At 35.7% G+C, this 24867-nt stretch carries 20 protein-coding genes and 1 tRNA gene; 17 read left to right on the forward strand and 4 right to left on the reverse strand.

The annotated features are described in order from the left end of the window. From ribB to DOS84_RS18095, 3 genes are all read left to right on the forward strand, one after another. A complete protein-coding gene (gene ribB, locus DOS84_RS18080) occupies positions 1-1134 on the forward strand; it encodes a 3,4-dihydroxy-2-butanone-4-phosphate synthase (RefSeq protein WP_111411503.1) in 1134 nt (377 codons plus the stop codon). A gap of 379 nt (positions 1135-1513) precedes the next feature. Beyond that, positions 1514-1601, forward strand: a tRNA-Ser gene (locus DOS84_RS18085). A 619-nt stretch (positions 1602-2220) separates the two neighbouring features. Continuing rightward, a complete protein-coding gene (locus DOS84_RS18095) occupies positions 2221-2757 on the forward strand; it encodes an alpha/beta hydrolase family protein (RefSeq protein WP_111411505.1) in 537 nt (178 codons plus the stop codon). A gap of 339 nt (positions 2758-3096) precedes the next feature. Here the strand turns inward: DOS84_RS18095 and DOS84_RS18100 are convergent, their stop codons facing one another. Together DOS84_RS18100 and DOS84_RS18105 are read right to left on the reverse strand one after the other, a co-directional pair. Next, positions 3097-3336, reverse strand: a complete 240-nt coding sequence (locus DOS84_RS18100; protein WP_124020661.1) for a hypothetical protein — start codon at positions 3334-3336, stop codon at positions 3097-3099. A gap of 121 nt (positions 3337-3457) precedes the next feature. After that, positions 3458-4990, reverse strand: coding sequence for a DoxX family protein (locus DOS84_RS18105; protein WP_111411507.1), 1533 nt, complete (start codon positions 4988-4990; stop codon positions 3458-3460). A 108-nt stretch (positions 4991-5098) separates the two neighbouring features. Here DOS84_RS18105 and DOS84_RS18110 point away from each other — a divergent pair, with 108 nt between their 5' ends. Further along, positions 5099-5515 carry a hypothetical protein gene (locus tag DOS84_RS18110; RefSeq protein WP_111411508.1) on the forward strand — a complete coding sequence of 139 codons (417 nt, stop codon included), beginning with the start codon at positions 5099-5101 and terminating at the stop codon, positions 5513-5515. A gap of 52 nt (positions 5516-5567) precedes the next feature. On the opposite strand, the gene DOS84_RS18115 is transcribed toward DOS84_RS18110, so the two are convergent. Further along, entirely contained in the window at positions 5568-6479 is a 912-nt protein-coding gene (locus DOS84_RS18115; protein WP_111411509.1) for a helix-turn-helix domain-containing protein, read from the reverse strand. A gap of 263 nt (positions 6480-6742) precedes the next feature. On the opposite strand from DOS84_RS18115, the gene DOS84_RS19420 reads away from it, so the two are divergent. The 6 genes from DOS84_RS19420 (at position 6743) to DOS84_RS18140 (ending at position 9957) form a co-directional block, all read left to right on the forward strand. Further along, the gene (locus DOS84_RS19420; RefSeq protein WP_279386393.1) at positions 6743-6865 is read left to right on the forward strand and encodes a hypothetical protein; all 123 of its coding nucleotides are present in this window, start codon (positions 6743-6745) and stop codon (positions 6863-6865) included. Between the two features lie 138 nt (positions 6866-7003). Further along, positions 7004-7222, forward strand: coding sequence for a helix-turn-helix domain-containing protein (locus DOS84_RS18120; RefSeq protein WP_111411510.1), 219 nt, complete (start codon positions 7004-7006; stop codon positions 7220-7222). Between the two features lie 205 nt (positions 7223-7427). Further along, complete coding sequence (locus DOS84_RS18125; protein WP_111411511.1) at positions 7428-7820, forward strand: metallophosphoesterase; 393 nt, start codon at positions 7428-7430, stop codon at positions 7818-7820. Positions 7821-7993: 173 nt separating this feature from the next. Continuing rightward, the gene (locus tag DOS84_RS18130; RefSeq protein WP_111411512.1) at positions 7994-8578 is read left to right on the forward strand and encodes a DUF6088 family protein; all 585 of its coding nucleotides are present in this window, start codon (positions 7994-7996) and stop codon (positions 8576-8578) included. Positions 8579-8675: 97 nt separating this feature from the next. Beyond that, a complete protein-coding gene (locus DOS84_RS18135; RefSeq protein ID WP_243636405.1) occupies positions 8676-9521 on the forward strand; it encodes a nucleotidyl transferase AbiEii/AbiGii toxin family protein in 846 nt (281 codons plus the stop codon). Between the two features lie 220 nt (positions 9522-9741). Continuing rightward, entirely contained in the window at positions 9742-9957 is a 216-nt protein-coding gene (locus DOS84_RS18140; protein ID WP_111411514.1) for a type II toxin-antitoxin system Y4mF family antitoxin, read from the forward strand. Positions 9958-10449: 492 nt separating this feature from the next. On the opposite strand, the gene DOS84_RS18145 is transcribed toward DOS84_RS18140, so the two are convergent. Then, positions 10450-11259 (reverse strand): ATP-binding protein, encoded by an 810-nt coding sequence (locus DOS84_RS18145; RefSeq protein ID WP_111411515.1) that lies wholly within the window; start codon positions 11257-11259, stop codon positions 10450-10452. On the opposite strand from DOS84_RS18145, the gene DOS84_RS19005 reads away from it, so the two are divergent. From DOS84_RS19005 to DOS84_RS18180, 7 genes are all read left to right on the forward strand, one after another. Then, entirely contained in the window at positions 11249-11443 is a 195-nt protein-coding gene (locus DOS84_RS19005; protein WP_124020662.1) for a hypothetical protein, read from the forward strand. The two genes, DOS84_RS18145 and DOS84_RS19005, sit on opposite strands and share 11 nt — an antisense overlap. Positions 11444-12092: 649 nt before the next feature. Then, positions 12093-13712, forward strand: coding sequence for a DUF6377 domain-containing protein (locus DOS84_RS18155; protein WP_111411517.1), 1620 nt, complete (start codon positions 12093-12095; stop codon positions 13710-13712). Positions 13713-13931: 219 nt separating this feature from the next. Next, positions 13932-16955 carry a SusC/RagA family TonB-linked outer membrane protein gene (locus DOS84_RS18160; RefSeq protein WP_111411518.1) on the forward strand — a complete coding sequence of 1008 codons (3024 nt, stop codon included), beginning with the start codon at positions 13932-13934 and terminating at the stop codon, positions 16953-16955. A 12-nt stretch (positions 16956-16967) separates the two neighbouring features. Then, positions 16968-18449, forward strand: a complete 1482-nt coding sequence (locus DOS84_RS18165) for a RagB/SusD family nutrient uptake outer membrane protein (protein ID WP_111411519.1) — start codon at positions 16968-16970, stop codon at positions 18447-18449. Between the two features lie 11 nt (positions 18450-18460). Beyond that, on the forward strand, positions 18461-19933 hold the full coding sequence (locus DOS84_RS18170; RefSeq protein WP_111411520.1) for a SusE domain-containing protein: 1473 nt from the start codon (positions 18461-18463) through the stop codon (positions 19931-19933). Positions 19934-20001: 68 nt separating this feature from the next. Next, positions 20002-21762, forward strand: coding sequence for an endo-dextranase (locus DOS84_RS18175; RefSeq protein WP_111411521.1), 1761 nt, complete (start codon positions 20002-20004; stop codon positions 21760-21762). 340 nt (positions 21763-22102) lie between these two features. Continuing rightward, complete coding sequence (locus DOS84_RS18180) at positions 22103-24766, forward strand: alpha-L-rhamnosidase-related protein (RefSeq protein WP_111411522.1); 2664 nt, start codon at positions 22103-22105, stop codon at positions 24764-24766. Positions 24767-24867 lie beyond the last annotated feature (101 nt).

A 24867-nucleotide genomic window follows, 5' to 3' on the forward strand; every position in this document is an offset into this window, starting at 1 on the left:
ATGTCTACCACAAAAATACAACTCAACACAATAGAAGAAGCTATTGAAGATATTCGTCAAGGCAAAGTAATTATTGTGGTTGATGATGAAGACCGTGAAAATGAAGGTGATTTTCTAGCTGCTGCCGAAAAAGTAACACCCGAAATGATCAACTTTATGGCCACACACGGCCGCGGTTTGATTTGCGCACCATTAACGGAAAGCCGTTGTAAAGAACTTGGATTGCATGTGATGGTAACTAATAATACTGATCCTATGGAAACTGCTTTTACGGTTTCGGTGGATTTAAGGGGTAATGGAGTAACCACAGGAATATCGGCTTCTGATAGAGCAAAAACAGTACTATCGTTAGTGAATTCAGATACAAAACCGCATGATTTGGCACGTCCTGGACATATATTTCCATTGATAGCCAAGCAAGGAGGCGTTTTGAGAAGAACGGGACATACCGAAGCTGCTATTGATTTTGCACGTTTGGCAGGGTTTAAATCGGCCGGAGTAATTGTCGAAATCATGAATGAAGACGGTTCTATGGCGCGATTACCACAATTGGTGAAAGTGGCCAAGAAATTTGACTTAAAATTGGTTTCAATCGAAGCATTGGTTGCCTATAGAATGCAACACGACAGTTTGATTGTAAAGAAAGAAGATTTTGATGTTGAAACCCGTTTTGGCACTTTTAGGCTAAGAGCGTATCAACAAACTACGAATAAGCAAATACATATTGCGTTGACCAAGGGGACCTGGAATATCGGTGAAGCAATTCTAACACGTATCAACTCTACGTCGGTGAATAATGACATATTGGGTACATTGACTAACGATGCGCATAAAAAGTTGGATGATATGTTTCAAATAATCAATGAAGAGGGCAGAGGTGCTGTATTGTTTATTAATCAAGAATTGCAATCTATAGATTTATTGAATCGCATTGTTGAATTGAAAGAATTGCAAGCAAAAGGTGAATTTAAAGCGCCACAAATCAAGATGGATAACAAAGATTTTGGTATTGGTGCCCAAATATTACATGATATTGACATTTCCAAAATTCGATTATTGTCGAATACCGAGCAAACCAAACGCGTTGGTATGATAGGATATGGCTTGGAAATTAAAGAATATGTGAAGTATTAGTGGGCTAGTGATTAGTAAAGTAGTGATTAGTGATTAGTAAAGAGTGATTAGTGATTAGTGATTAGTGATTAGTAAAGAGTGATTAGTGAAAAGTAATTAAATGAATCCTTCGGAAATATTTTCGAAGGATTTTTTTTGATCCTTTTTATTCTGAATGAGCAATTGTATAAGGGGTTGAAGTCAATTATTATTTACTATTTATAAATCACAGCGCTATTGCAAAAACTTTTTTTAAAAATATTTCTAATCTAAAACAAAGTAAATGAAACAATTAAAAAAATACTTAAAAAATAAGGGTGATTTTTATAAAAATACATTTGCATAACCAAAAAAGGTTCTTATATTTGCACTCGCAATCAGGTAATGAAAGCGACATACTGGAGAAATGGCAGAGCGGTCGAATGCGGCAGTCTTGAAAACTGTTGACTGTAACAGGTCCGGGGGTTCGAATCCCTCTTTCTCCGCCAGTATTTAAACCCTCAACAAACGTTGAGGGTTTTTTGTTTTTATGCCTAATTAACGCGCAATATTACACAGGCGATTACTTTGTCTTGTGCGTTAAAAGCAAAAGAAGTATCAGAACTTTTGCATTTATTAAAAAACATATTTGCCAATGGATGAAGGTATATAAGCTAATTTTGCTTTGAATTCTGTTTTGCTCCAAAATTCATTCCCGTTTTTAAGATTAGCAGGTGAAAAAGATACTACGTTGGTTTCAATTGGAGATGAGTGTCAATGTGGTTTTGGCTGTGATTGCTGTGGGTGAGATTGAAGTTGATTAGCCAGTTTTACTATAACGATAAGTAAACCCAAATATACTTGGCATGCCTATTTGAACTGCTTGGTGAACAGGTATTGTTATGTTAAAGGTGAGTGATAGACTTTTAATTCTAGGATTCCTATCCGATTATACAACGTAAAACATGTTCCAGTTGAAGGCCTGAATACGAACAAAATTCCTCTATCGAAATTAATTGATGCGGTTCTTTATTCAAGTTGTCTTTAATTTTGTTTAAATACAACCTTGCCTGTCTGTATGTTTTACCGGTAATACGTTGTACATCTTTTGGATAAATACATACCCTGATGTTTCCTGTTATCACACTAGTGCTTTTAATACATTATTCAGGCCTGATTGGGCATTCTTTTGGCGGATATGAAACGGATTTCATCATAACGCAAACGGATCGATTTGCCACGGCTATAGCCGGAGCGGCATGGACTGATTTGGTCAGCACCTATTTGTATATAGGCGGAAATTACCAGAAACCAGACTTTTGGAGGTCGGAATATGACCAGTTGCGGGTTGGGAAATCGCTGTTTGAAGATACAGACAGCTATCTTAGAAATTCACCCGTGTTACAAGCTACCAATGTTCATACGCCTTTATTAGCTTGGACCGGCGCTGAAGATCGACATGTTAATTACTACCAAAGTATTGAATTCTATCTTGCTTTAAGAAGGCTTGGAAAAAAGCATACGTTGCTGATTTATCCCGGAGAAGGTCATGTGTTGATGGATGGATCACATCAAAAAGACCTGACGCAGCGCACCGAAGAGTGGTTTGGACATTATTTGAAAAATGAACCTTTGAAGTCGTGGATGGGTGCAGATTCTAAGTAATGATTTAGATCGAAATCGAAAAGATATAATGCCATAACTCGTTGGGTGTAATTATTTTTTAAACACATAGAAACATAGAATTTATAGTTTTAAAAAAGAACTTGATAGACGTTTTACTATTCACATAGTCAATCTATGTGACCCGAGACCGAAGGGCGAACTGACGAAGTAAAAATAGTGCTATTTCTATTCGTTCTTAAATGATTTTATATTAAATCTATTTGTCTATGTGGTTCATTTTTTAATTTAATTTCACCAAACGGGTTACCATTAGAATATATGAAAAACAATGCCGCCTAAATTGAATTTAGACGGCATTGTAATAAAAAAAGCTTTTAGCTATTGTGTATCTCTAAAAAGCTGATTCGGACAGGTTGCACCTGTTTTTGCATAAAGATTAGCACCATCACTATCTGACGTACAGACAAAGGTACCGCTATTGGAACATAGTTGTACTTGCTGACAAGGTATGGCAATACTAGCATGTTTGTAGCCCATTACAGGAGCTAATTTACTATTGCTTTTTTCCATAGCATTGGTTGTCAATGCTCCTACCAATCCTACTGCAACCACAGCCATTGGTATCACTAAATTTAAAAATGTAGTTTTCATGAGTAAAAAATTTAGAATTTATGATCTACTCTTTTTTACAGGTTTTCGATCTTAGTCCTGCTATTTGGCCAATAGATTTTTATGTTTTTTATTTTGTATGCTTGCTGTTGTTTTGATAATTTTTGGTTATTGTTTTGCTAAGGTTGTACCTGACGATGCGATTGCCAATCAATGCATATAGTATTGAATCTTGTACAATAAAGTTTTTCATTTTATTATTCTCTTCATTATAGATATAAAAGCTTAGGGTATAGCTGTTTCCTGAAAGGTCATATAGGTCTATAATGCTTGCCTGTTCCCACATTTTTATATTTTCATAACGACCCGGTATTCCAGAATTGACAAAGAACAGGTTATTGAATACCGCGCAATTTTTATTGACAATAAGAGGTTGCTTTCCAAGTTTCTTTTGATTGTGGCTTTTGATGTTCACTATGTTGAGGTTAGCATGACTCATTGTATCGATCGTATTTCCTCTGTAATCGATAGTTAGATTCTCGTCGGCTACCGTGAACTGGTTGCGATAGGCATATAAATAAATAAGTCGGTTTAACTGTTTACTGTAGACCATTTGACCATCTGTATCAAAAAGACCGTCGATTTGTTTTTGCAAAATTGCAGGATTCAGTTGTGTCTTGGCCGTATCACGCAAATCCAATGTAGCCATAACGCTTTCGCCACTGCCTCGCTTTTGTGTGCGGACCGCCATTATAGTTGAGTCCATCGGTTCTGCAAGTGAAAAGTATTCGCCTCCTTTTTTTACCAGTTTTGCTTTCCAGTCTTTGATGTTTCCTTTGAATATGGAGGGTACAGTGCCATCGTATACGTAAAAATATGGTGCTGACACTTTTATCTTTACTGATTTAAACGGTAGATTTTTGTGATCCAATTCAATTTGGTATTGTGTTTTTTGTTTTAAGGTAGAATCTAGCATCGTTACCAGTAGTTGGGCTGTGGTGTTACCGAGATACACTTTATTTTGATCGACACCAGCGATATAATACGAGTTTAATTGAAGGTCGGATTCCCTCGTTTTTACAGCGGGAAAATGCGGAAAGCGTCTTGTGAATTTATTATGGTAGTGAGTTATGTTTTCGGAGGCTAAGAACAGTCCCGCAACAATTCCAACGCTTAATACAGTTGACAACACAAAAATAATGATGAGGTTATGAGGCTTTGAAATTAGAAGTTTCTCTGCTGCTGAATTACGTATTATTAGAATTCCCATTATGGCCAATAGAATGAATGCTATATTGAATATCAGATGTTCTTTCCATCCTAATTTTTCGAGGATTCCACCACAGGAGCAAGGAATAAAGGAGCTGAAATGTAAAATGATAAAAATGTAGGCCGTAAACATTAGCATCAGGTTGAAAGAAGCAAAGAGTGCCACAAGACGAAATCTAGGGAACACTAACATTAGTACAATGAGGAGTTCTATTAATGGAACTAACCATGATATAATATCAGCAAAAGCACTCAGTAAAGGGGATTGTCCCAGTTGTACGCTGAAATTTTCAAAATCAAGGAGTTTGCTTACGGCTGCGTAGGTAAAGAGGAGTATGTAGAGATAGCAGATGGATACTGTAATTTTATTGGTTTGTGATACTGATGAGGTCATAATCGTGATTTTTGGTTTTGTGTAAAGGTCTGTTTGTTAAAGTGATAGTTGTTTGCGTATTGGGAATATCAGTATGCAAATGTGGAGTTAGATTAGGAGTTTGTATTTTTGAAGAGCATTTTTACTTTTTTCCTTGATGAAAAAAGTAACAAAAAAATCAAGCCTGAATATTTTTACACCAAAAATCATCGGGCGGATTTTCCTTATCGCAACCCCAGCCGTTCGTGCTGGGCACTCACTCGGGGGTTACTCCCTACGGCCAGCGCGCAAATCCTTACCGTGATTTTATGGTGCAAAAATATAAGGGCGACCAAAAGACGTTTTCAATTGTTTATTTCTGCTTTATTTGAAGAGGATTTTTTCTTTTGTCTTGATACAAAAGAAACAAAAGATCAAGCCTTAATATTTTTGCACAAAAAATCATCGGACGGATTTCTTTATCGCGCCCCCAGCCGCTTCGCTAGGGGGGCACTCCCGGCGGCCAACGCGCAAATCCTTACCGTGATTTTTAATGCAAAAATATAAGGGCGGGAAGAGGACGTTTTTATAAGTTATTACTGCTGCAGGCTTTATATTTCTAAATGATATTGTTACCCTCGATGTTCTCACGTTTTAAATCGCTAGGGGAATAGCTGAAGCGTTTTTTGAATGCTTTGTAGAAGTTGGTGTAGTCATTGTAGCCGCTGATAAAGGCGATTTCTTTTAGAGGGATGTTTGTTTGAAGGATTAGAAGATGTGCTTTTTTGAGTCTTTCTGTGGTGTAGAACCGGTAGATGCTGGTGTTGAAAAAATGCCTGAAACTGTCTTTTAATTTGAATTCGTTTACATTGAACATTTTTGATAATTCGTTTGTGCTGGGTAATGGGTTTTCCAAATTTTTTAAAATGTAGGTGTGGACATTTTGAACCAGGATTGCATCTGATTGATGGTGTACTGTCGAATTTAAAGTAGTTGATGCTTCCGGTAGGATATCTTGAAGGATCGTTGTAATGGTACTGATGATAATCCTATTGCTGTACAATAGTCTTGTAACGGTACAATGGGAAGGAACCAAGTGTTGGCTTTGTGTACTGAATATGAATTGGACGGTTGCTGATGCTGTTTTATTGGTTGATGCTGCGGCTTTAATGGTGTCCCATAATGGAATGGATTGTTTGGCCAGTATTTCGTGAAAGTTTAATTCTAATAGCTTGGCGGGCTTGTATCCTAAAAGGGTAGGTAGATTTTTGCTGAAGCTTTTGATCATGAAGTTTTTGTCGAGAATAATTGTGGTCTGAACTAAGCCTTGGTAGGTGTAATGTGGGTTTATATGGTCCAAGTGAGAGATTACCAATTCCATTTTCGCGGCAGTGGTATTTAGCATTGATATCAGTTCATTCAACTGATTATTGTCTGTTTCCCCTTGTATCCTGAATGTAAGATTCCCCGTTGCCATTTCGAACAGCATCTGGTAGATGGTTTTTAGCTTTTGTTGGATTTGGCTGTTCATCTTATTGCAGTGATGGGTAAGTGTGGAGAGGAGAGGTTAGAGAGGTTTATGAAGATTAGGCATGTTTAGTTGTCGGGATGAACAAAATTATATCATATCCTTTGTAGAAACTAAAGGTGTGGTGTTGGATTCGGGAATTGAATAGTAAAGAAGCAAGAGTAAAGAAGCAAGAAGCAAGAGGAAAGAGGAAGGAAGCAAGAGGAAGGAAGTGTTTTATTTTGAATTGCTTCGCCTGTTCGCTGTCGCTCGAGTTTAAATTTTGAATGAGGAAAGAAGAAAGAGGAAAGAAGAAAGAGGAAGGAAGAAAGAGGAAGGAAGAAAGAGGAAGGAAGAAAGAGGAAGGAAGAAAGAGGAAGGAAGCAAAAGGAAAGAGGAAAGAAGGGTAAGATAAAAGTAGCGAATGGCGTTTTTATTAGGCCCGAGCAACTTAAATACAAGTACATAATTAGGCATTTGATTCTTTTTTATATTTAAAAGCATATAATTAAGCGGTTTTTATTACTTTTATATGCAAAAACATATAAATGAATGTAATAGCAGATTTTGTGAAAAAGAGACGAAAACAAGCAGGGCTTACGCAAGAAGAATTTGCCATGAAAGCTGGTGTAGCATTGACGGTTATCCGAAAGATTGAGCAGGGTAAAGAAAATTTAAGCTTATCTGGAGTAAATCAGGTACTTAAAATGTTTGGGCACGTTTTAGGTCCCGTAAATGAGAGAGAATTATTCAAAAATGGCGAGTAAGGAGTTTGACCATTGCTGTCAATTAAATAGTAATTTTTTTCATAAATTTACACAAAATCAAAAGGTTACCGATTAACTTTACAATATACCAATTTAGCTTACAGTGAGAGTTAAGAGTAAAATCTTAATTTTGACTTAGAAACGAGAGAAAAAAAATATAATCCAGTTTTTAAAACAAAAGCAGTGGATTCTATTGCATTCGTTGATGCCGAGATTGATCCTAAGACCCAAAGGATTCTTGACATTGGTAGTGTTAACCGTCCGAGATTGCAATCAATTACATCTGGAAAGCAGATTATTTCTAGAAGAAACATTCCAAACTAAAACAAATAATTCAACTATTGTTGTTACCCACCACCCACCCACTTTTATCAATTATCCGGTCAAATATGCCCATACCGACATAAATGAAGCTTTTGGTACTGAAATGTCATCCGTTATAGAAAACAATGAAATCGATTATTGGATCTATGGTCATCATCATTGTAACGTAGAAGATTTTGGCATTGGCAAAACAAAATTGAGAACCAATCAATTGGGATATGTAAAATACAAGGAGAATGAAAACTTCAATAACAGTCGTTTGATTTCAATATAAACTACTAAATACCAATATAATAATCTGCTCTTCAAAATCTCCCACTGCATGAAACAAAAAATCATCTATTATGCTGAATTTATGACAAGCACATAGGGTTTACAAAATACATTTTGCATGAATTTTTAATAAAAATACTTGCAACTAAATGGTATTTCACTAACTTTGTAACCATGAATAAGTTACAGGAATTAAAAAAACATTTAAAACGAGGAAAAGTATACCGCAGGGCTGATTTGTCTAAATGGTCCAAATCGGTTGACCGCCATCTTGAAGAGCTTGTAAAGGACGGGACTTTGCAGAAGCTTTCGCAGGGACTTTACTTTTATCCTGAGTTAACCGTCTTTGGTGAAACACCTCCCGAAGAGGAAGTGCTAGTGCGCTCATTTCTCAAAGACAAGCGCTTTTTGGTTACTTCCTTAAATGCTTATAATGCATTGGGTGTAGGAACCACACAACTCTACAACCGTAAAACCGTTTATAACCACAAACGCCATGGCGATTTCAATCTCGGTGGGAAAATATTTTCTTTTAGGATAAAACCACATTTTCCACTTAAGACCACACCCGAATTTCTGTTGGTAGACCTGCTCAACAATTTGGATCAGCTCGCCGAAGATTCAAAAGAAGTACTCGAAAAAGTACGGTTCAAGGCTACTACCATGGATACTAAAAAACTGAGGTATTCGCTCAGGGAATACGGGAACGCCAAAACAAAAAGACTGTTAGAACCATTTATAGCAGTCCACTATGCCTGATTACCTTCATAACCATAAAGATTTCGCTGCATTGCTGCGAATTGTAGGTAAGGACTTGGGCATTGAACCTGGTCTTATAGAAAAAGATTATTGGATAATGCATACCTTATATGGACTAAAAAAACAGGGGTATGAATTTGAACTCAAAGGGGGTACTTCCCTCTCCAAAGGCTACGAAATAATCCAACGCTTTTCCGAAGATATCGACATCCATATAAAACCTCCTGCGGAAATGGGTATAGACGAGAATCCAAAAAAAGAGAAGGAACCAAACATCAAAGCTAAAAAACACTTCTATGATTGGCTGGCAGCTAACATAAAAATAGACGGGATTGTAGCTGTAAAAAGAGACACTGCCTTTGACGATACCAGATATTATCGCAGTGGAGGTATCAGGTTGTATTATGATGATATATCGGAAGTAATAGATGGTGTCAAGGAAGGAATTTTACTTGAGGCAGGTTTTGATACAGTAACTCCCAACAATAGTCTCACTATTTCTTCATGGGCTTACAATAAAGCTGTTCAGCAAGAGGTCGATATAATTGACAATCGGGCAAAAGAGATCGCATGTTACCATCCTGGTTATACTTTTGTAGAAAAATTACAAACGATAGCTACTAAATTCAGGCAGGAACAGGAAACTGGTGAAGAACGCCAAAACTTAATGCGTCAATATTATGACGTATATAGCCTATTAGGAAATAAGCAGGTTCAGACCTTCATTGGTACAGAAGAATACCAAATACACAAAAGGGCTAGGTTTCCCAAAACAGATTACAATATTCCTATTGCAGAAAATGAGGCATTCCTATTAACTGATAAGGAACGTAAGAATCGTTTTAGACAACGATATGAAAAAACAGCGGCACTTTATTATAATGGGCAACCGGATTTTGACGAGATGCTTGCTGAGATTGGCAAGTGGGTTGAAAAGCTATAATAAAGCGAAAAAAAAAAACATAGTAATTCACATCTGAATTATAAATAGTTAACATTTAACTGTGTTATAGGATTCATTCCCCCAGCTAGGTTGAGAATTAAGTAAAACGAGTACTAGAGCAATGTGTTCTACTTCTACACAAGCCGAGTATATACATTTTTATACGCAATTACATATAATTTGCAATTTTTATTCTTTTTTATATGCAAAATCATATAAGATGAATGCAATAGCAGATTTTGTGAAAAAGAGACGAAAACAAGCAGGGCTCACACAAGAAGAATTTGCCATGAAAGCTGGTGTAGCATTAACGGTTATCAGAAAGATTGAACAAGGTAAGGACAACTTAAGTTTATCTAGAGTAAATCAAGTACTGAAAATGTTCGGGCACGTTTTAGGTCCCATAAGCGGAAAACAATTATGCGACAAGCCATAGTAAAAAAAACAACATTAAATCTGGCACTTTAAGAGAGTGAGATAGTGGAGAATATGAATTGGTGTACGATGAAAATCACATTCAAAACAATCCCGATTTATTTATAACCTTCAATAGGTCAGTGCGGAATCGTTCATCCATTGGCCACATCTACACAAGTATTTCAGATGAAGAAATACAGTAAAAGTGAATCCGTGAAAATAAGTAGTTGAATCAAATATCTTAATAGAAAAAACGCCCCTATTTATCCAATATTCATTTATAATGGAAAAAAACGCCCAATAATCGTCTTTTAGTGGAAAATAAAGCATAATTATTGCTTCAATAAAGCGATACTAATGGAAAATTTTGGCTCTTCGAGGTCTCCTGACCTCGAAGCCATAGGTAATCGAATCACATAAATAAAAGCAAAGAGATAAAATGTAATTTATAGGTTTAAAAAAAGGTAGCCTTTAGCTAATAAAAATGCAGCATCTATTGATTTAACTAAACTTAATACCCAATCCGCACTCCACTGCTTTTACTGCGCCATTTTTCATTTTCACAAAAAGAAAGAATCCGTTTAAAGTCGGGCTTGGTGCCAAAAATAATTTCATCCATTAATGATTTTCGGGCAATATTTTCCATTTCTCCTCCGGAATAAGAAAATTGCGATGCCAATTTAAATGCCTCACTAACAGAAAGAATGGGTAATTTGTTTCTCCATATCTCGGCAGCATTTTCTGTATTTGGGTTTTCAAATTTTACTTTGAATAGAAAACGTCGCTCGAATGCAGCATCTAAATTGGCTACTAAATTTGAAGTAGCAAATAAAATTCCGTCAAAGTTTTCTAATTCTTCCAACAGCACATTTTGAATGGCATTTTCGGTATCGGCTATTGGGGAAGAACCTGTATTTTTTCTTTTACCAATGATAGCATCAGCTTCGTTAAACAAAAGAATCGGGCATGTTTTGTGTTTTTTTTTGAAATTATAATAATCGGTAAAAACCTTTTTGACCAATTTCTGGCTTTCGCCAAACCACATCGATTTGGTTTCCGAAATTTCTACTTTAAAAACCGGGCGATTGAATTTTTTAGCCAATTGATAGACGGTTTCTGTTTTGCCTGTCCCAGGTGCTCCATACAAAAGAGCAGTGATGCCTGTACTCATATTTTTGGATTTCAATCGACTTTGTAATTTAGAAAAAGCAGTGTTTGAAAGACTTTTTTTTATAGGTTCCAATTGTAATGCTTCGGAGGTATTATAAAGCAAATTCCGTTTTAGAATTTGGTCAGAATAAATTAATCGTTTGTCTTTCATTTCTACAAATTCCAAAGAAATTCCTTCCCGATTGCAGAAGGCAGGAGGAAAGAAGGCAGGAGGAAAGAAGGCAGGAGGAAAGAATCAAGAGGAAAGAATCAAGAAGAAAGAAGCAAATAGAAAAAAAGCAGATGATAGTGAGGTTGCTTCGTGCCTCGTAATGATGGTGAGCAGAAGGAAATAGTTATTAACGCTATTTTATTCATCGTATAAATTTATTGGTTTTTGAAATCATTTATTATAAATAGATTTAGCTGACAAATAGTATTGTTATAAATTTACACCCTGATTAACTTTACTGAACAAAAAAAAATGACAATTGATTATTATAAAAGAAGGCCTAACTAGTCAACTTGATTTGCAATTGCAAAACAGACCTACATTGATACCTATCACTATTTATGGTCTGACGGCGGAGCATCGTATCTTGACAAATTTTATATAAGAACGGAATTTAAAGAGGAACTTTATCTCCAACCATTTTTCACTTTTTGATTTATGATGCAGACAAGGCAATACGATATTTTAAAATAAAAAAGAACGTGATTGCTCCATATCCCGAATCACACTGTATTTTAAAAGAACCAATTGTAAATACAATAAACTTAATTTTTTTCATTTTCACTACTAAAATTGGCATAAGTCAATTTTGGTTTAATAAATATAAAGCTTTAGAATTTAAAAGGAAAATAGTACTTTAATGTTGCTATATTTTTTTTTCAAAAGTTCGTATAAATGGATTTCATTTTTAATTTACCTGTTAATTGAATAAAGCTATGAGAGAATCGTACCTATTAAAAAAAATAATAATTGTTTGCTTTTTGACCTCGACAATGGGAATTAGTCAAACAAAAAACATTTTTAAAAATTTAGATCAAATTATAAAGAATTCTTCAAAATTTGATCAGAGAAGAATATTTGAGATTGACAGCGTCAAAAATCTTTTAAAGAAAACAGAAAAAAATGACTTGTTGTCTCGTTATCGTTTGAATGAAGAAATGTTTTATCAATTTAAATTTTTTAAACGAGATTCGGCTTTTTATTATGGTATTCAATCTAAAAATTTAGCACTAAAAATTAAGGATAAATCATTAATATCCACGGCTAATATAAATTTAGCAGATATTTGTGTGTCTTCAGGTATGTATAAAGAGGCATTGGATTTTTTAGAGCCTTTAAAAATTAGTGTTGGAGATCAAACATATGGTAGTCTTTATTATGGGGTATTAGGACGTTGTTATGGTGATATGGCTGAATACAGTAATACTCCTTATTTTCAGAGGCAATACGTTGAACTTGCGCATGAGTACAGAGAAAAAGCACTTTCTTTAACAGAAGATGGTTATTTTTTTCATTACTTTTTAAAAGCATTTAACAAATCCATGAATAACCAGTTACAAGAAGCTGTTGACGAGTTTAATATTCTTTTAAAGAAAAAGAACATACCCCATGATCAAGCCTTGGTTCATTATATGTTGGGGGATTTGTATAAGAAACTAGGAAAAGATGACAAAGCTATTTTTCATTTTAAGAAGGCGGTAATTTTTGATATTGAAACGGCAACTAAAGAATCTCTTGCTATTATTAAGCTTTCCGAACTGTTATTTAAAAAAGGGGATCTTCAAAATGCATCTCTACTTATTAAAAAAGCCAATGAAGATGCTATTTTTTATGGAGCGCAACAGCGTAAAATACAAGTGGGCGCTATTTTGCCACTTATTGAAGAGCAAATTCTTCAAATTGTGGAGAAGGAAAAGCAACGAATTTATTGGCAGTATATTATTGTGAGCATTTTTTTAGTTCTTGCCATTTGTTTGGTTTTTATTATCTACAGACAAAATAGAAAACTAAACAGAGCAAAGAAAATTATTGCAAATGCGCACCAAAATCTCGAAAGCACCAATATAGAATTAAGAAATGTGAATGAGAAAATTAAATCTAAAAATGTTGAAATAAAGCAAGTAAATAAGCAGCTTTTGGAAGCAAATAAAATTAAGGAAGAATATTTGGGGTTGTTTTTTACACAGTATGACGGAATTTTTGAGAAGTTTAATTCTTTTATGACCAGTGTAAAAAAACATGTTGAAGAGGAAAACTATGAAAAAGTAAAACGTAGCATTTCCAATTATAATTTAAAAAGGGAAAAAGAAAAACTTTTAGAAAATTTTGATACGGCATTTATCAATCTTTTTCCAAATTTTATTGAAGAATTTAATTCCTTAATGAAAGAAGAGCACAAAATTAAATTAAGCAAGGAACAGTTTTTGACAAAAGAGTTAAGAATTTATGCATTAATTCGACTTGGAATTACGCATAATGAAATTATAGCGCAGATTTTAGGGTATTCTATAAATTCAATTTATGCATATAAAACTAAAATCCGAAACAATTCGGTAATAAATAAGGACGATTTTGATCAAAAATTAATCAAAAACACCACTTTAAAACTATAAAAAAAGCCCTTTTTTCTATATGATATTTTTAAGCTAAAAAACATTAAATATCTATAAATCAATAAACTACTGTTTAATTTAAGTCAAAACAGTCCATGTTTTTCTATACGTTTTTTTTGAAAGGTATTCCCACTAGGTTATTTATGCATTTTTGTACTGAATGTGTTCTCTATTAACACAATCAAATGCTATTTTAACCTAACTCAAAATTAATGTATTATGAAAATTATTTCATTTGATAGGACAAAAAATGTTCTATTGCCCTTAATTTTTCTTTTTTCATCATTTCTAATGATGGCCCAGGACGGAAAAATTAAACTATCCGGTAAAGTGGTGGATGAAAACGGTAAGCCACTTCCCGGAGCGACCGTTTCACTCAAAGACACCAGTGTAAATACCTTTACTGATTTCGATGGAGGTTTTACTCTTTCAGTTCCTGGGAATGATGGTATTCTTATTGTATCTTATATGGGGTATAAATCTGTGGAAGTAAAAGCAGAAGGAAAAAATGTTTTGCAGATTAAATTGTCACCAGAATCAACAACCTTGAACAATGTGGTGGTAATAGGGTACGGACAAATGAAGTCGAAGGATATCACCGGATCGATATCCACAGTAAAAATGGCCGATTTAACCAAACAACCCGTAGCTAATATTGGAGAAGCTATTCAAGGGCGTGCAGCTGGGGTTCAGGTTATTTCTTCAGGTCAGCCAGGAAGCAATCCAACATTTCGAATTCGTGGGACAGGGACTATAGGTAATAATGATCCTTTGATCGTGGTTGATGGAATGCCTTTAAATGGTGGATTGAATCAGGTCAACATGAATGACGTAGAGAGTCTGCAAGTATTAAAAGATGCTTCTTCTACAGCTATTTATGGTTCCAGAGGTGCTAATGGTGTGGTTATTATCACCACAAAAAGAGGGGTGATAGGAAAAGCATCGGTAACTTTTGATGTGTCTTCCGGTGTATCTCAAGCAACGGAAATGCTGAAAGTTTTGGATGCGTCCCAATTTGCTAGTCTTCACAACGAAATTCTTACCAATGCAGGGTTAACCCCTAATCCGAATTTTCAAAACCCTAGTTCTTTGGGCAAAGGAACCGATTGGGTCGATGCATTTTTCAATGCAGGATTTCAGAATAGTTATACATTATCCTATATGTCAGGAAATGATCAATCTAAAGTGTACACTTCCTTTAATGTTTTTGACCAGAAAGGTATCATTTTGAACACAAATTATAAAAGATACATTGCTCAGTTCAATAGCGACACTAAAATTTCTGAGAATATAAAGTTTGGGAGTAGCATTAAATTAAATTATGACTTGAAAAAGCAAGGGGATTATAGTATTCAAAACGCGTTATCTTCTTTACCTACGCAGCCTATTTATAGAGAAGACGGTGATTTTTCCGGTCCTGTTGGGCAGCCGCTTTACTCTGGTGATGTAGATAACCCAATCGGTAAAGCCACAATAGTTGATAATGACACCAAAGGATATAATTTTCAAGGGAATGTGTTTGGAGAGCTTACTTTTTTGAAAGACCTAAAGTTTAAGACACTTTTAGGGGGAGAGGCCAATTTTTGGAAGAATAGAACATGGGCTCCATCATATCAATGGGACACCAAAGGTAGTGAAAATGCCTATTTGTTTGAATCGGCTAACCAATCTGTTACTCTTCTTTGGGATAACACATTGACTTATCATAAAAATTTTGAAAATGGAATTAATCTTACGGGAGTAGTTGGAACAAGCGCCCAAGAAAATAAATTTGAATACATCAATGGTTCAGTTCAAAATTTTCCTAGTGAGAGCACGCAAACTTTAAACAACGGAATTGACCAAACAACTTTGCATGGAAGTGGTTCTGAATGGGCTATATTTTCTGCATTTGCAAGAGGAAATTTTGATTATAAAAGCAAGTATTATGTAACTGCAACTATTAGAAGAGACGGTTCTTCGAGATTTGGGGAAGGAAATAAATATGGTACGTTCCCATCAGGATCGTTGGCATGGAGGATTTCAAACGAAGGTTTTTTTAAATCAAAAGTTGTTAATGATTTGAAATTAAGATTGGGTTATGGAATTACAGGGAACCAGGAAATAGGTAATTATTCTTTTTCTTCCAATTACAATACGTACAAATATAATTTTAATGGCAATTATGTAAGTGCTGCCATTCCAACTGTTTTACCAAATTCTAATGTGAAATGGGAGGAACAGGAGCAATTCAATGTGGGTATTGACGCTAATTTTTTTGACAATAGAATTAATGTGGTTTTGGATGGATACATAAAAAACACCAATGGTATGTTGGTTCCACAAGCAGTTCCAGTTACATCTGGTTATTCAGATATTTATGTGCCTTACATTAATGCAGGGAAAATCCAAAATAAGGGAATTGAGCTAGTAATTAATACCAAGAATATTGTAAAAGATAAATTTGTTTGGACTAGCGATCTTGTTTTATCAACTAACAAAAACAAAGTAATTGATTTAAATGGCGATGTGCCTTTGATTACTGGAAGCTTAGGATTGAATTATAATGTATCCAGAATTCAGGAAGGATATCCAGTTAATGTTTTCTATGGTTTTGTTCAGGATGGCGTTTTCCAAACGCAGACTGAAATTGATGATCATGCAGTTCAAGTACCAGGGACTTCTCCAAGTAACAGTACTTCTCCCGGAGATATTCGATTCAAAGATCTTAATAATGATGGTATAATTACCGATGCTGACCGAACTTTTATTGGGAATCCCAATCCTGATTTTGCGGGATCATTGAATAATACTTTTACTTATGGAGGTTTAAGTCTTGGTATTTATCTACAAGGAGTATATGGTAATGAAATATTCAATGCCAACCGACTTTACACTGAGGCAATGTCAATTACCACCAACCAGTCTGTAGCTGTTTTAGATCGATGGACAGCCCCGGGCACCAGTAACAGTATGCCAAGAGCCGTATATGGAGACCCAAATAACAACAACAGGGCTTCATCAAGATACATTGAAGATGGTTCTTATTTGAGAGTTAAAAATGTAACTCTTTCTTATAACATACCGATGGATTTGCAAGGAAAGAAAATCTTTAATTATGTAAAGGTATATGTGTCAGGACAGAATTTGTACACATTCACTGATTATACGGGATTTGATCCTGAGGTTTCTACTAATGGAATTGATAATAATGTATATCCATTGACAACTACTATCTCACTTGGTTTAAATGTTGGATTTTAATAAATAAAAAATATGAAATTTTTAAAAAAAATAGCTTTTGCACTAGTAATATTTGCTTGTACACAGTGTTCCAATGATTTCTTGGAAAAAGCACCTTTGGATACGATAAACACTTCAAATTATCCAACCAATGCAGAAGAGTTGATCACATTGGTGAATGGTGCTTATCAGCCGATGCAAAGACCAAAATTATATAATCTTAGAATGTGGACTTCTGATATTATGGCAGGTAACAGCATCGTGGGTGCAGGAGGAGGATCTGACGGAATTGAAACTCAGGACATGTCCAACTTTGTCACTACTACAGATAATGCGGGAGTATTGGATATTTGGAGAGGGCCATGGCCGGGGATATTGATGTCCAATATTGTTTTAAAAGTGGCTCCAGATTTAGCAATAGATAAAAACATAAAGAATCGTAGTTTGGGAGAGGCCCATTTTTTGAGAGCGCATTATTATTTTGTTTTGGTGCGTTATTTTGGGGACTTGCCTTTAATCACAGCACCCCAAAGTTCGGATGATGATTTATTTCCAGTTAGGGTTTCCAAAGATTTAATTTATCAGCAAATCATTGCCGATTTAGAAAAGGCCGCTGAATTATTACCGAATAAAAGTGAGTATAGTGGAAGTGATATAGGAAGAGCCAATAAAGGAGCCGCTTTAGGGGAATTAGCCGAAGTATATCTAACGCTCGGCAACAACTGGCAAAAAGTAGTTGATTTAACCACACAAATTGAAGGTTTAGGATTTAATTTAAATCTTAATTATGGAGATAATTTTAATCCTTCTACCGAAAATTCGCGTGAGTCTCTTTTTGAGGTTCAATATGAAGGTGATGGAGGTTACAGTTTTTGGAGTGACGAAAATCAGGCATCATGGGCTAGTACTTTTATGGGGCCCAGGGGTAGTAATTTCGTAGGAGGAGGTTACGGCTGGAATCAACCTACACAGGAGTTTGTTGATTCGTATGAACCTAATGACAATAGAAAAGATGTAACGGTATTGTATGAAGGATCACCTTCATTTGATGGAAAGGCATACAGTGCTTCTTATTCGTATACTGGTTATAACGTCAGAAAATTTTTGATTCCTCTAAGTGTTTCACCTTCTTATGATAATAATCCTTTGAATTTTCCAATATTGCGATTTTCCGATATTCTGCTAATGAAAGCAGAGGCATTGAATGAGTTGGGACAAACCGCACTGGCTGAAGCTCCATTAAACCGAGTAAGGAAAAGAGCAGGTTTGGCTGATATAGCAACTGGTCTAAGTCAAGCCAATTTTAGGGAAGCCGTTCTGCGCGAACGAAGAATGGAATTTGCGTTTGAAGGACAAAGATGGTTTGATTTGATCCGTGTGAATAAAGGCAAATATGGACTTGATTTTCTTCATTCCATTGGAAAAACCAATGCGATCCAAAAACATTTATTGTTTCCAATTCCTCAAATAGAAATAGATAAGAATCCAAAATTAACCCAAAACCCAGGTTATTAAAAAACAGTATTATGAGAAAAAAATTTATAAGAACGCTGACCATTCTTGGTGCTATGTTTATAGCATTGCTGAATACATCCTGTGAGGATTCCTTTAACGATCCTATTTTGAATAACAATAATGAATTGGCATTGACTGTTTCCAGTCCAGAAATGGTTTTAGATGAAAGCAAACCTAACGAGAACCTCACTTTTAATTGGACCACAGGAACCAACTATGGGACAAGTGCTTCCATTAGTTATGTATTACAGATTGATAAAGAAGGAAATAATTTTGCAACGCCATTAGAATATGAGATGGGAACCAATAATTTCTCGTTTTCCATTAATGCGGTGACTCTCAACTTTATTATGTTGAACACATTTGGCATTACTCCGGGTACATCCCAAAAGTTTGAGGCAAGGATTAAGGCTACCGTTACAAAGTCAACAGCTGCACCCCAAGTAGCTGTTACCTCTTTCTTAATCACGCCGTATTTGCCGGTTTCAAAAGAGCTGTATATAGTAGGCAGTGCCACTTCGGCTGGTTGGGATGTAACCAAAGCAATAGCGCTCACTCCGTCCACATCCTCTCCAGGGAAATTCGTTTATCAGGGAATCCTAAGCCCTGGATCTTTTAAATTACCGATAAACAGGGATGCTTGTTGGTGTCAGGATTTTTATACCAAAAGCGCTTCAGACGATGCAATGATGGTTCATAATATTGGTGGAAGTGGAGATGATTTACAATGGCAAATTACACAGGGAGGTCAATATAAAATCACGGCAGATTTGTTGAAATTGACTATTGTCATTGAAGCAATAAGTGGCCCTTCATTTACACAAATTTGGATGGTTGGGGATGCTTCACCAAGTGGTTGGACGGTAGATTCTCCGCAGGCATTTACGCAGAGTGTGGATAATCCTTTTGTGTTTACTTACGAAGCCAATTTTGTGCAGGGAGATTTCAAAATCTTTGCAGGTCCGTTAGGGAATTGGTGTGGAGAATGGTTCAGGCCGTTAACAAATGGGCAGGCTTTGTCTTCAACGGCTGTTGCTCAGAATTCAGGCTGTGATGTGGATAATAAGTGGAAAATAGCAGCATCTGATGTGGGTAGGTATAAAATAACGTTGGATACACAAGCGAACACTATCCATATACAAAAAGTTAATTTATACATCGTTGGTGATGGTGGTCCAAACGGATGGAACATTGCGAGTCCGGTTGCAATGGAATACAGTAATGGTAATTTTACATATAACGGACCATTGGGTGAAAGTAACGCCACTGGAGAATTTAAAGTTTCAAAATTCTATGGTGATTGGTGTGATGGTGATTGGATCAATGCTGCTACAGCAAATCAATCTTTATCGAATGGGAATTATATTGTTACCCATGGTTGTGATGGCCCGGACAATAAATGGAAATTACAGACCGGCAACGCAGGTTTGTATCAGATGACGATCAACCTAGATACGCAGTCGATGACTATTGTGCATCAATAATAAAAGTTTAAGACCGGGTCATTAGAGTAATGATCCGGTCTATTCTAAAATTTAAATATAAGTTAAAGATGAAACAAAAAAATGCAAGTATAGTAAAGTCCCTATTATTGGCTTTGCTTTTTGTCAATTGCGATAATAAGGATAAGGATTTTAATTACACTCCCGAAGAAACTTCTGTGGAGACACAGGCAGTAATTAAAACAGATAAAGCAAAATATGCTCCCGGTGACGCTGTCGCTTTCAGTATAGATAAATTATCTGAAAATAGTACAATCAGATATAAATATTTGAACAAAATTCTGTCAGAGCAGCCTTTGACGACGAAGACTTGGACATGGACTCCTCCAGCGGATGATTATAGAGGATATTTGGTGGAGTTGTATAAAACAGTTGACGGCGCTGAAGTTATTATAGGTACGGTTGCCGTTGACGTATCCTCAGATTGGACCAAATTTCCACGATATGGCTTTTTATCTGAATTTGGGACTATAAGTGACAGTCAGATCGCCTCAACAATTGATAACCTAAAAAAATACCATATTAACGCTTTGCAGTATTACGATTGGGGACACAAACATCATTCACCTTTAAAAATGAATGGAAGCAGTCCAGCTTTAAACTGGTTAGACATTGCAGGCAGACAGATAACTTTTGGTACGGTTAAAAATTATATTGATAAAGCACACACAATCAATATGGCATCCATGAGTTATAATTTACTTTACGGAGCTTGGGACGATTACAATACTGACGGCGTGTCAAGTCAATGGTTTTTGTTTAATGATAAGAATCATGTAAACATCAATAAACATGATCTGCCCGATTCATGGCAAAGCGACATATTGGTAACTAATCCTGGCAATACAGATTGGCAGAATTATATTTTTGAAAAAACAAATGTAATTTACCAGCATCTGAATTTTGACGGCTGGCACTTGGATCAGCTGGGAGACAGGGGGACTGTTTACGATTACAGCGGTAATCCAGTATCCGTAAATGAAACGTTCACTCCTTTTCTGAAAAATCTGAAGGCTAAATTCCCGAACAAGAAAAACATGCTTAATGCTGTGGCACAATATGGACAGTCGAATATTTTAAGCGCATCGGTTGATGTGGCTTATACTGAGGTTTGGGGACCACGAGACGGTTTCAAGGATTTAGCAGAAATCATTCAAGAAAATAATACACTTTCAGATAATAAACTCAATACAGTTTTGGCGGCCTACATGGATTATGATAAAGCAAATGGAACTGGTTTTTTTAATACTCCGGGTGTATTGTTGACTGATGCGGTAATTTTTGCTTTTGGGGGTTCTCATTTAGAATTAGGAGAGCATATGTTGGCAAAAGAATACTTTCCCAATAACAATTTACAAATGGATGGGGAGTTGAATAAAAAGCTTCCAAAATATTACGACTTCTTGGTCGGTTATCAGAATTTATTAAGGGATGGGGGAACTTTCAATAATCCTGTTTTAATTTCAGGAGACGGAAAAGTAAATTTGAATAGTTGGCCTCCTGTTGCTTCAAGTGTATCTGTTGTTGGTAAAAAAGTGGGAAATAAGCAAATTATTCATCTGGTCAATTTTTCCAATGCAAACAGTTTGAACTGGAGAGATACAAATGGTGAGCAAGCTGTTCCTGTGGTTAAAAAGAATCTGACTATGAATATGCAGAATAATCAAACAGTTTCTAAAGTATGGTACGCTTCACCTGATTTGGATGGGGGTGCTTCAAAAGAACTTAGTTTTAGTCAAGTGGGTAATTATCTGGTTTTCAAACTCCCATCGCTGCAATACTGGGGGATGATAGTAGTTGAGTATCAATAAGATTAATTCTTTGTTCTTTACTGCTTGTCTTCTCGAGTTCTAGAATTAGTTTCTTTTTGTAAAGCTTTCCAAATTCAAAAGTTTAAGTTAGTTTTTTTGGGTAAAAGATGGAAAATTTGAATTGATGAATATCACTTGAAAGGCATTATTTTCTGAAGTGGAAAGACGAAGAGGAGATGGGCAGTTTTTATCAAACCTAGATGCGGTAATTTAGTACTGAATCTGGGTTATAAATTAAAGAATGATTTGTTTAGGATTCCACTTTGTAAATGAATATTTTGCTGGAAATTAACTACAATTAATATAAATAAATAAAAAATAACAGATACAATAATACCCCATGAAAACAAATATTAATTATTTGGTGACATCAATGCTAGCTGTTGCCGTTATTGTTGCTTCGTGTAAAAGCGATTCTTCTGTTTTATATGATTCCAAAAGTTTTAGCATACACAACAATAAAGTAATCCAGGGCCTAAATGTTGCCGAAGTAGTTTCACCCACCTTGATTAAATCAAATTATAAAAGTACCGAAAACGAGACCTATTCTAATTTGATTTCATTCAAGTTCAGTATCAATGAAAAGGACAATGATTTGGGTCAAGGAATAGATCGTACTGTTTTGATAACGAATCAAAAAGAGTCAGAGGTGTATGTTTTTGGGCAACCACAATTGAATAAAACAGATGTGCCCAAAGGGATTTTAAAAGCAGATACCGAATTTACTTTTAAATTGGATATGAGAGCGGTTTTTCAGCAATTCAAGGAGAAAGGATTTTATGAATGTCAGGACGGATCCAAAATTGCCCAGGCTGATTTCAAAGGGGTATTTATTGCAGGCGGTGCATTACCGCTTAGCTGGGATTTTGTAAATTTGGAAGAGCGCGGACTGCAAATGAATGATATCGATAATGACGGTATTTTTGAAATAAAATTAAAATTGAATCCATTAATTCCAGCAGAGGACAAAACATGGAAGCTTACCCAGGATATTTCAACTAAAGCCACATATATTTCAGAGCAACCTATCGTAGATGCTTTATATAATCTTTCATTAGAAGAAGCAAAATTAGCAATTGAACCGGACAGTACATTTAGAACTGGTGCAAAATGGTCAGGTGTTTGGACGAGGGATATCAGTTATAGTATTCTGTTGTCGTTTGCTTATTTGGAGCCTGAAGTAGCCAAAATAAGTTTGTTAAAAAAAGTAAAAAGAGACCGCATTATCCAGGATACGGGATCAGGGGGTGCCTGGCCAGTTTCTTCAGACCGAACTACATGGGCGTTGGCAGCTTGGGAAATTTATAAAGTAACAGGAGACAAAGGATGGTTGCAAAAAGCGTATACAATCATAAAGAATTCTGCAGCGGATGATTATAAAACCATTCGCAATAAGCAAACCAATTTGTATTGTGGAGAATCATCTTTTCTGGATTGGAGAGAGCAAACCTATCCAAAATGGATGTCTAATATGGATATTTATGTGTCACAAAATTTAGGAACGAATGTAGTGCATTACCAAACGCATCAAATTTTGTCCAAGATGGCAACCTTGTTGGGAGAACCGCATGGACAATATGATATCATTGCTGCCCAAATTAAGGATGCTATAAATAAGCAGTTATGGATGGAGGACAAAGGCTATTATGCTCAATATTTGTATGGAAAAAGCTTCTTTACACAATCCAAGCGTTATGAAGCTTTGGGTGAGGCTTTGGCTGTTTTATTCGATGTTGCCGATGCAAAACAAAGCAAAATGATTATATCCCAAAGTCCTTTGACCGAATATGGGGCAACCTGTATCTATCCTCAAATTCCGGGTATTCCTCCCTATCATAACAATGCTATTTGGCCATTTGTCCAATCCTATTGGAATTTGGCTGCTGCTAAAGTTGGAAACGAAAAAGCATTAAATCATGGACTGGCCTCGATATACAGAGCCGCAGGTTTATTTTTGACCAACTACGAAAATATGGTTGCAGACAATGGTGATTTCAAAGGAACCGAAATCAATTCGCACCGTATGCTTTGGAGTATGGCCGGAAATCTTTCGATGGTGTACCGCATTTTTATGGGGATGCATTTTGAAGAAGACCAATTAATATTTGAACCGGTAATTCCAAAAAACTATGGGGGCATCAGAAGCCTTACTAATTTTAAATACCGAAATGCCGCTCTGGATATTACTGTGGAAGGATTTGGGAACCAGATAGCAGCTGTGACGATTGATGGAAAAGAAGCTGCCAAAGCTATTATTCCGGCAGCATTTACTGGAAAACACATTGTAAACATCAAAATGAAAAATAATGATTTTTCAGCCGATGCTGTTAATCTGGTCGAAAATAAATTCACTTTGGCTAATCCTATTACAGCGCTCAATGGAGATAAAATAAGCTGGAAAAATGATGCTGGTGCAAGAGCATATAACGTTTATAAAAATGGAAAGCTCATAGAAACAGCAGCAGTTTCAACTTATCAAATTCCAGACGGCAGCTATGCTGAATATTCGGTTAGTGCAGTAGATGCAGCAGGGCAGGAGTCTTTCCTGAGCGAGCCATTGATATATAGTAAAATGAAACCATTAATTATTGAACCAGAGGATTTTGCTGTTAAATCCGATTTGAACTTTGTAAATTATTCAGGAAGAGGTTTTGTTGAGATTGCGACGGATAAAAACAGAAAAATAAGTATTCCGATTGTTGTTGAAGAAAGCGGCGAATACTTTATGGATATCAAATATTCAAATGGAAGTGGGCCTTGGAATACCGATAACAAATGTGCTGTCCGTTCTCTGTATTTGAATAAGGATTATGTTGGTGTGATGGTATTCCCGCAAAGAGGAACTAATGAATGGTCGGATTGGGGCTTTTCCAATTCGCATAAAATTAATTTGACAAAAGGCAAAAATGATTTGGAGTTGGTATTAGAAGAATGGAATAACAATATGAATATAGAGGTCAACCGCGCTATGATTGATTACATTCGATTGTACAAAGTGCATTAAAATAAATTCACGTTTCAGGAGTAAGGAGTATTTATGGAAGTTAAAACTATTAAAAGATATAGTTTTTTACAGCAAATAATTAAAAAAAAACAGGCATCTAG

This window comes from Flavobacterium aquariorum (assembly GCF_003254745.1).
GTDB lineage: Bacteria > Bacteroidota > Bacteroidia > Flavobacteriales > Flavobacteriaceae > Flavobacterium > Flavobacterium aquariorum.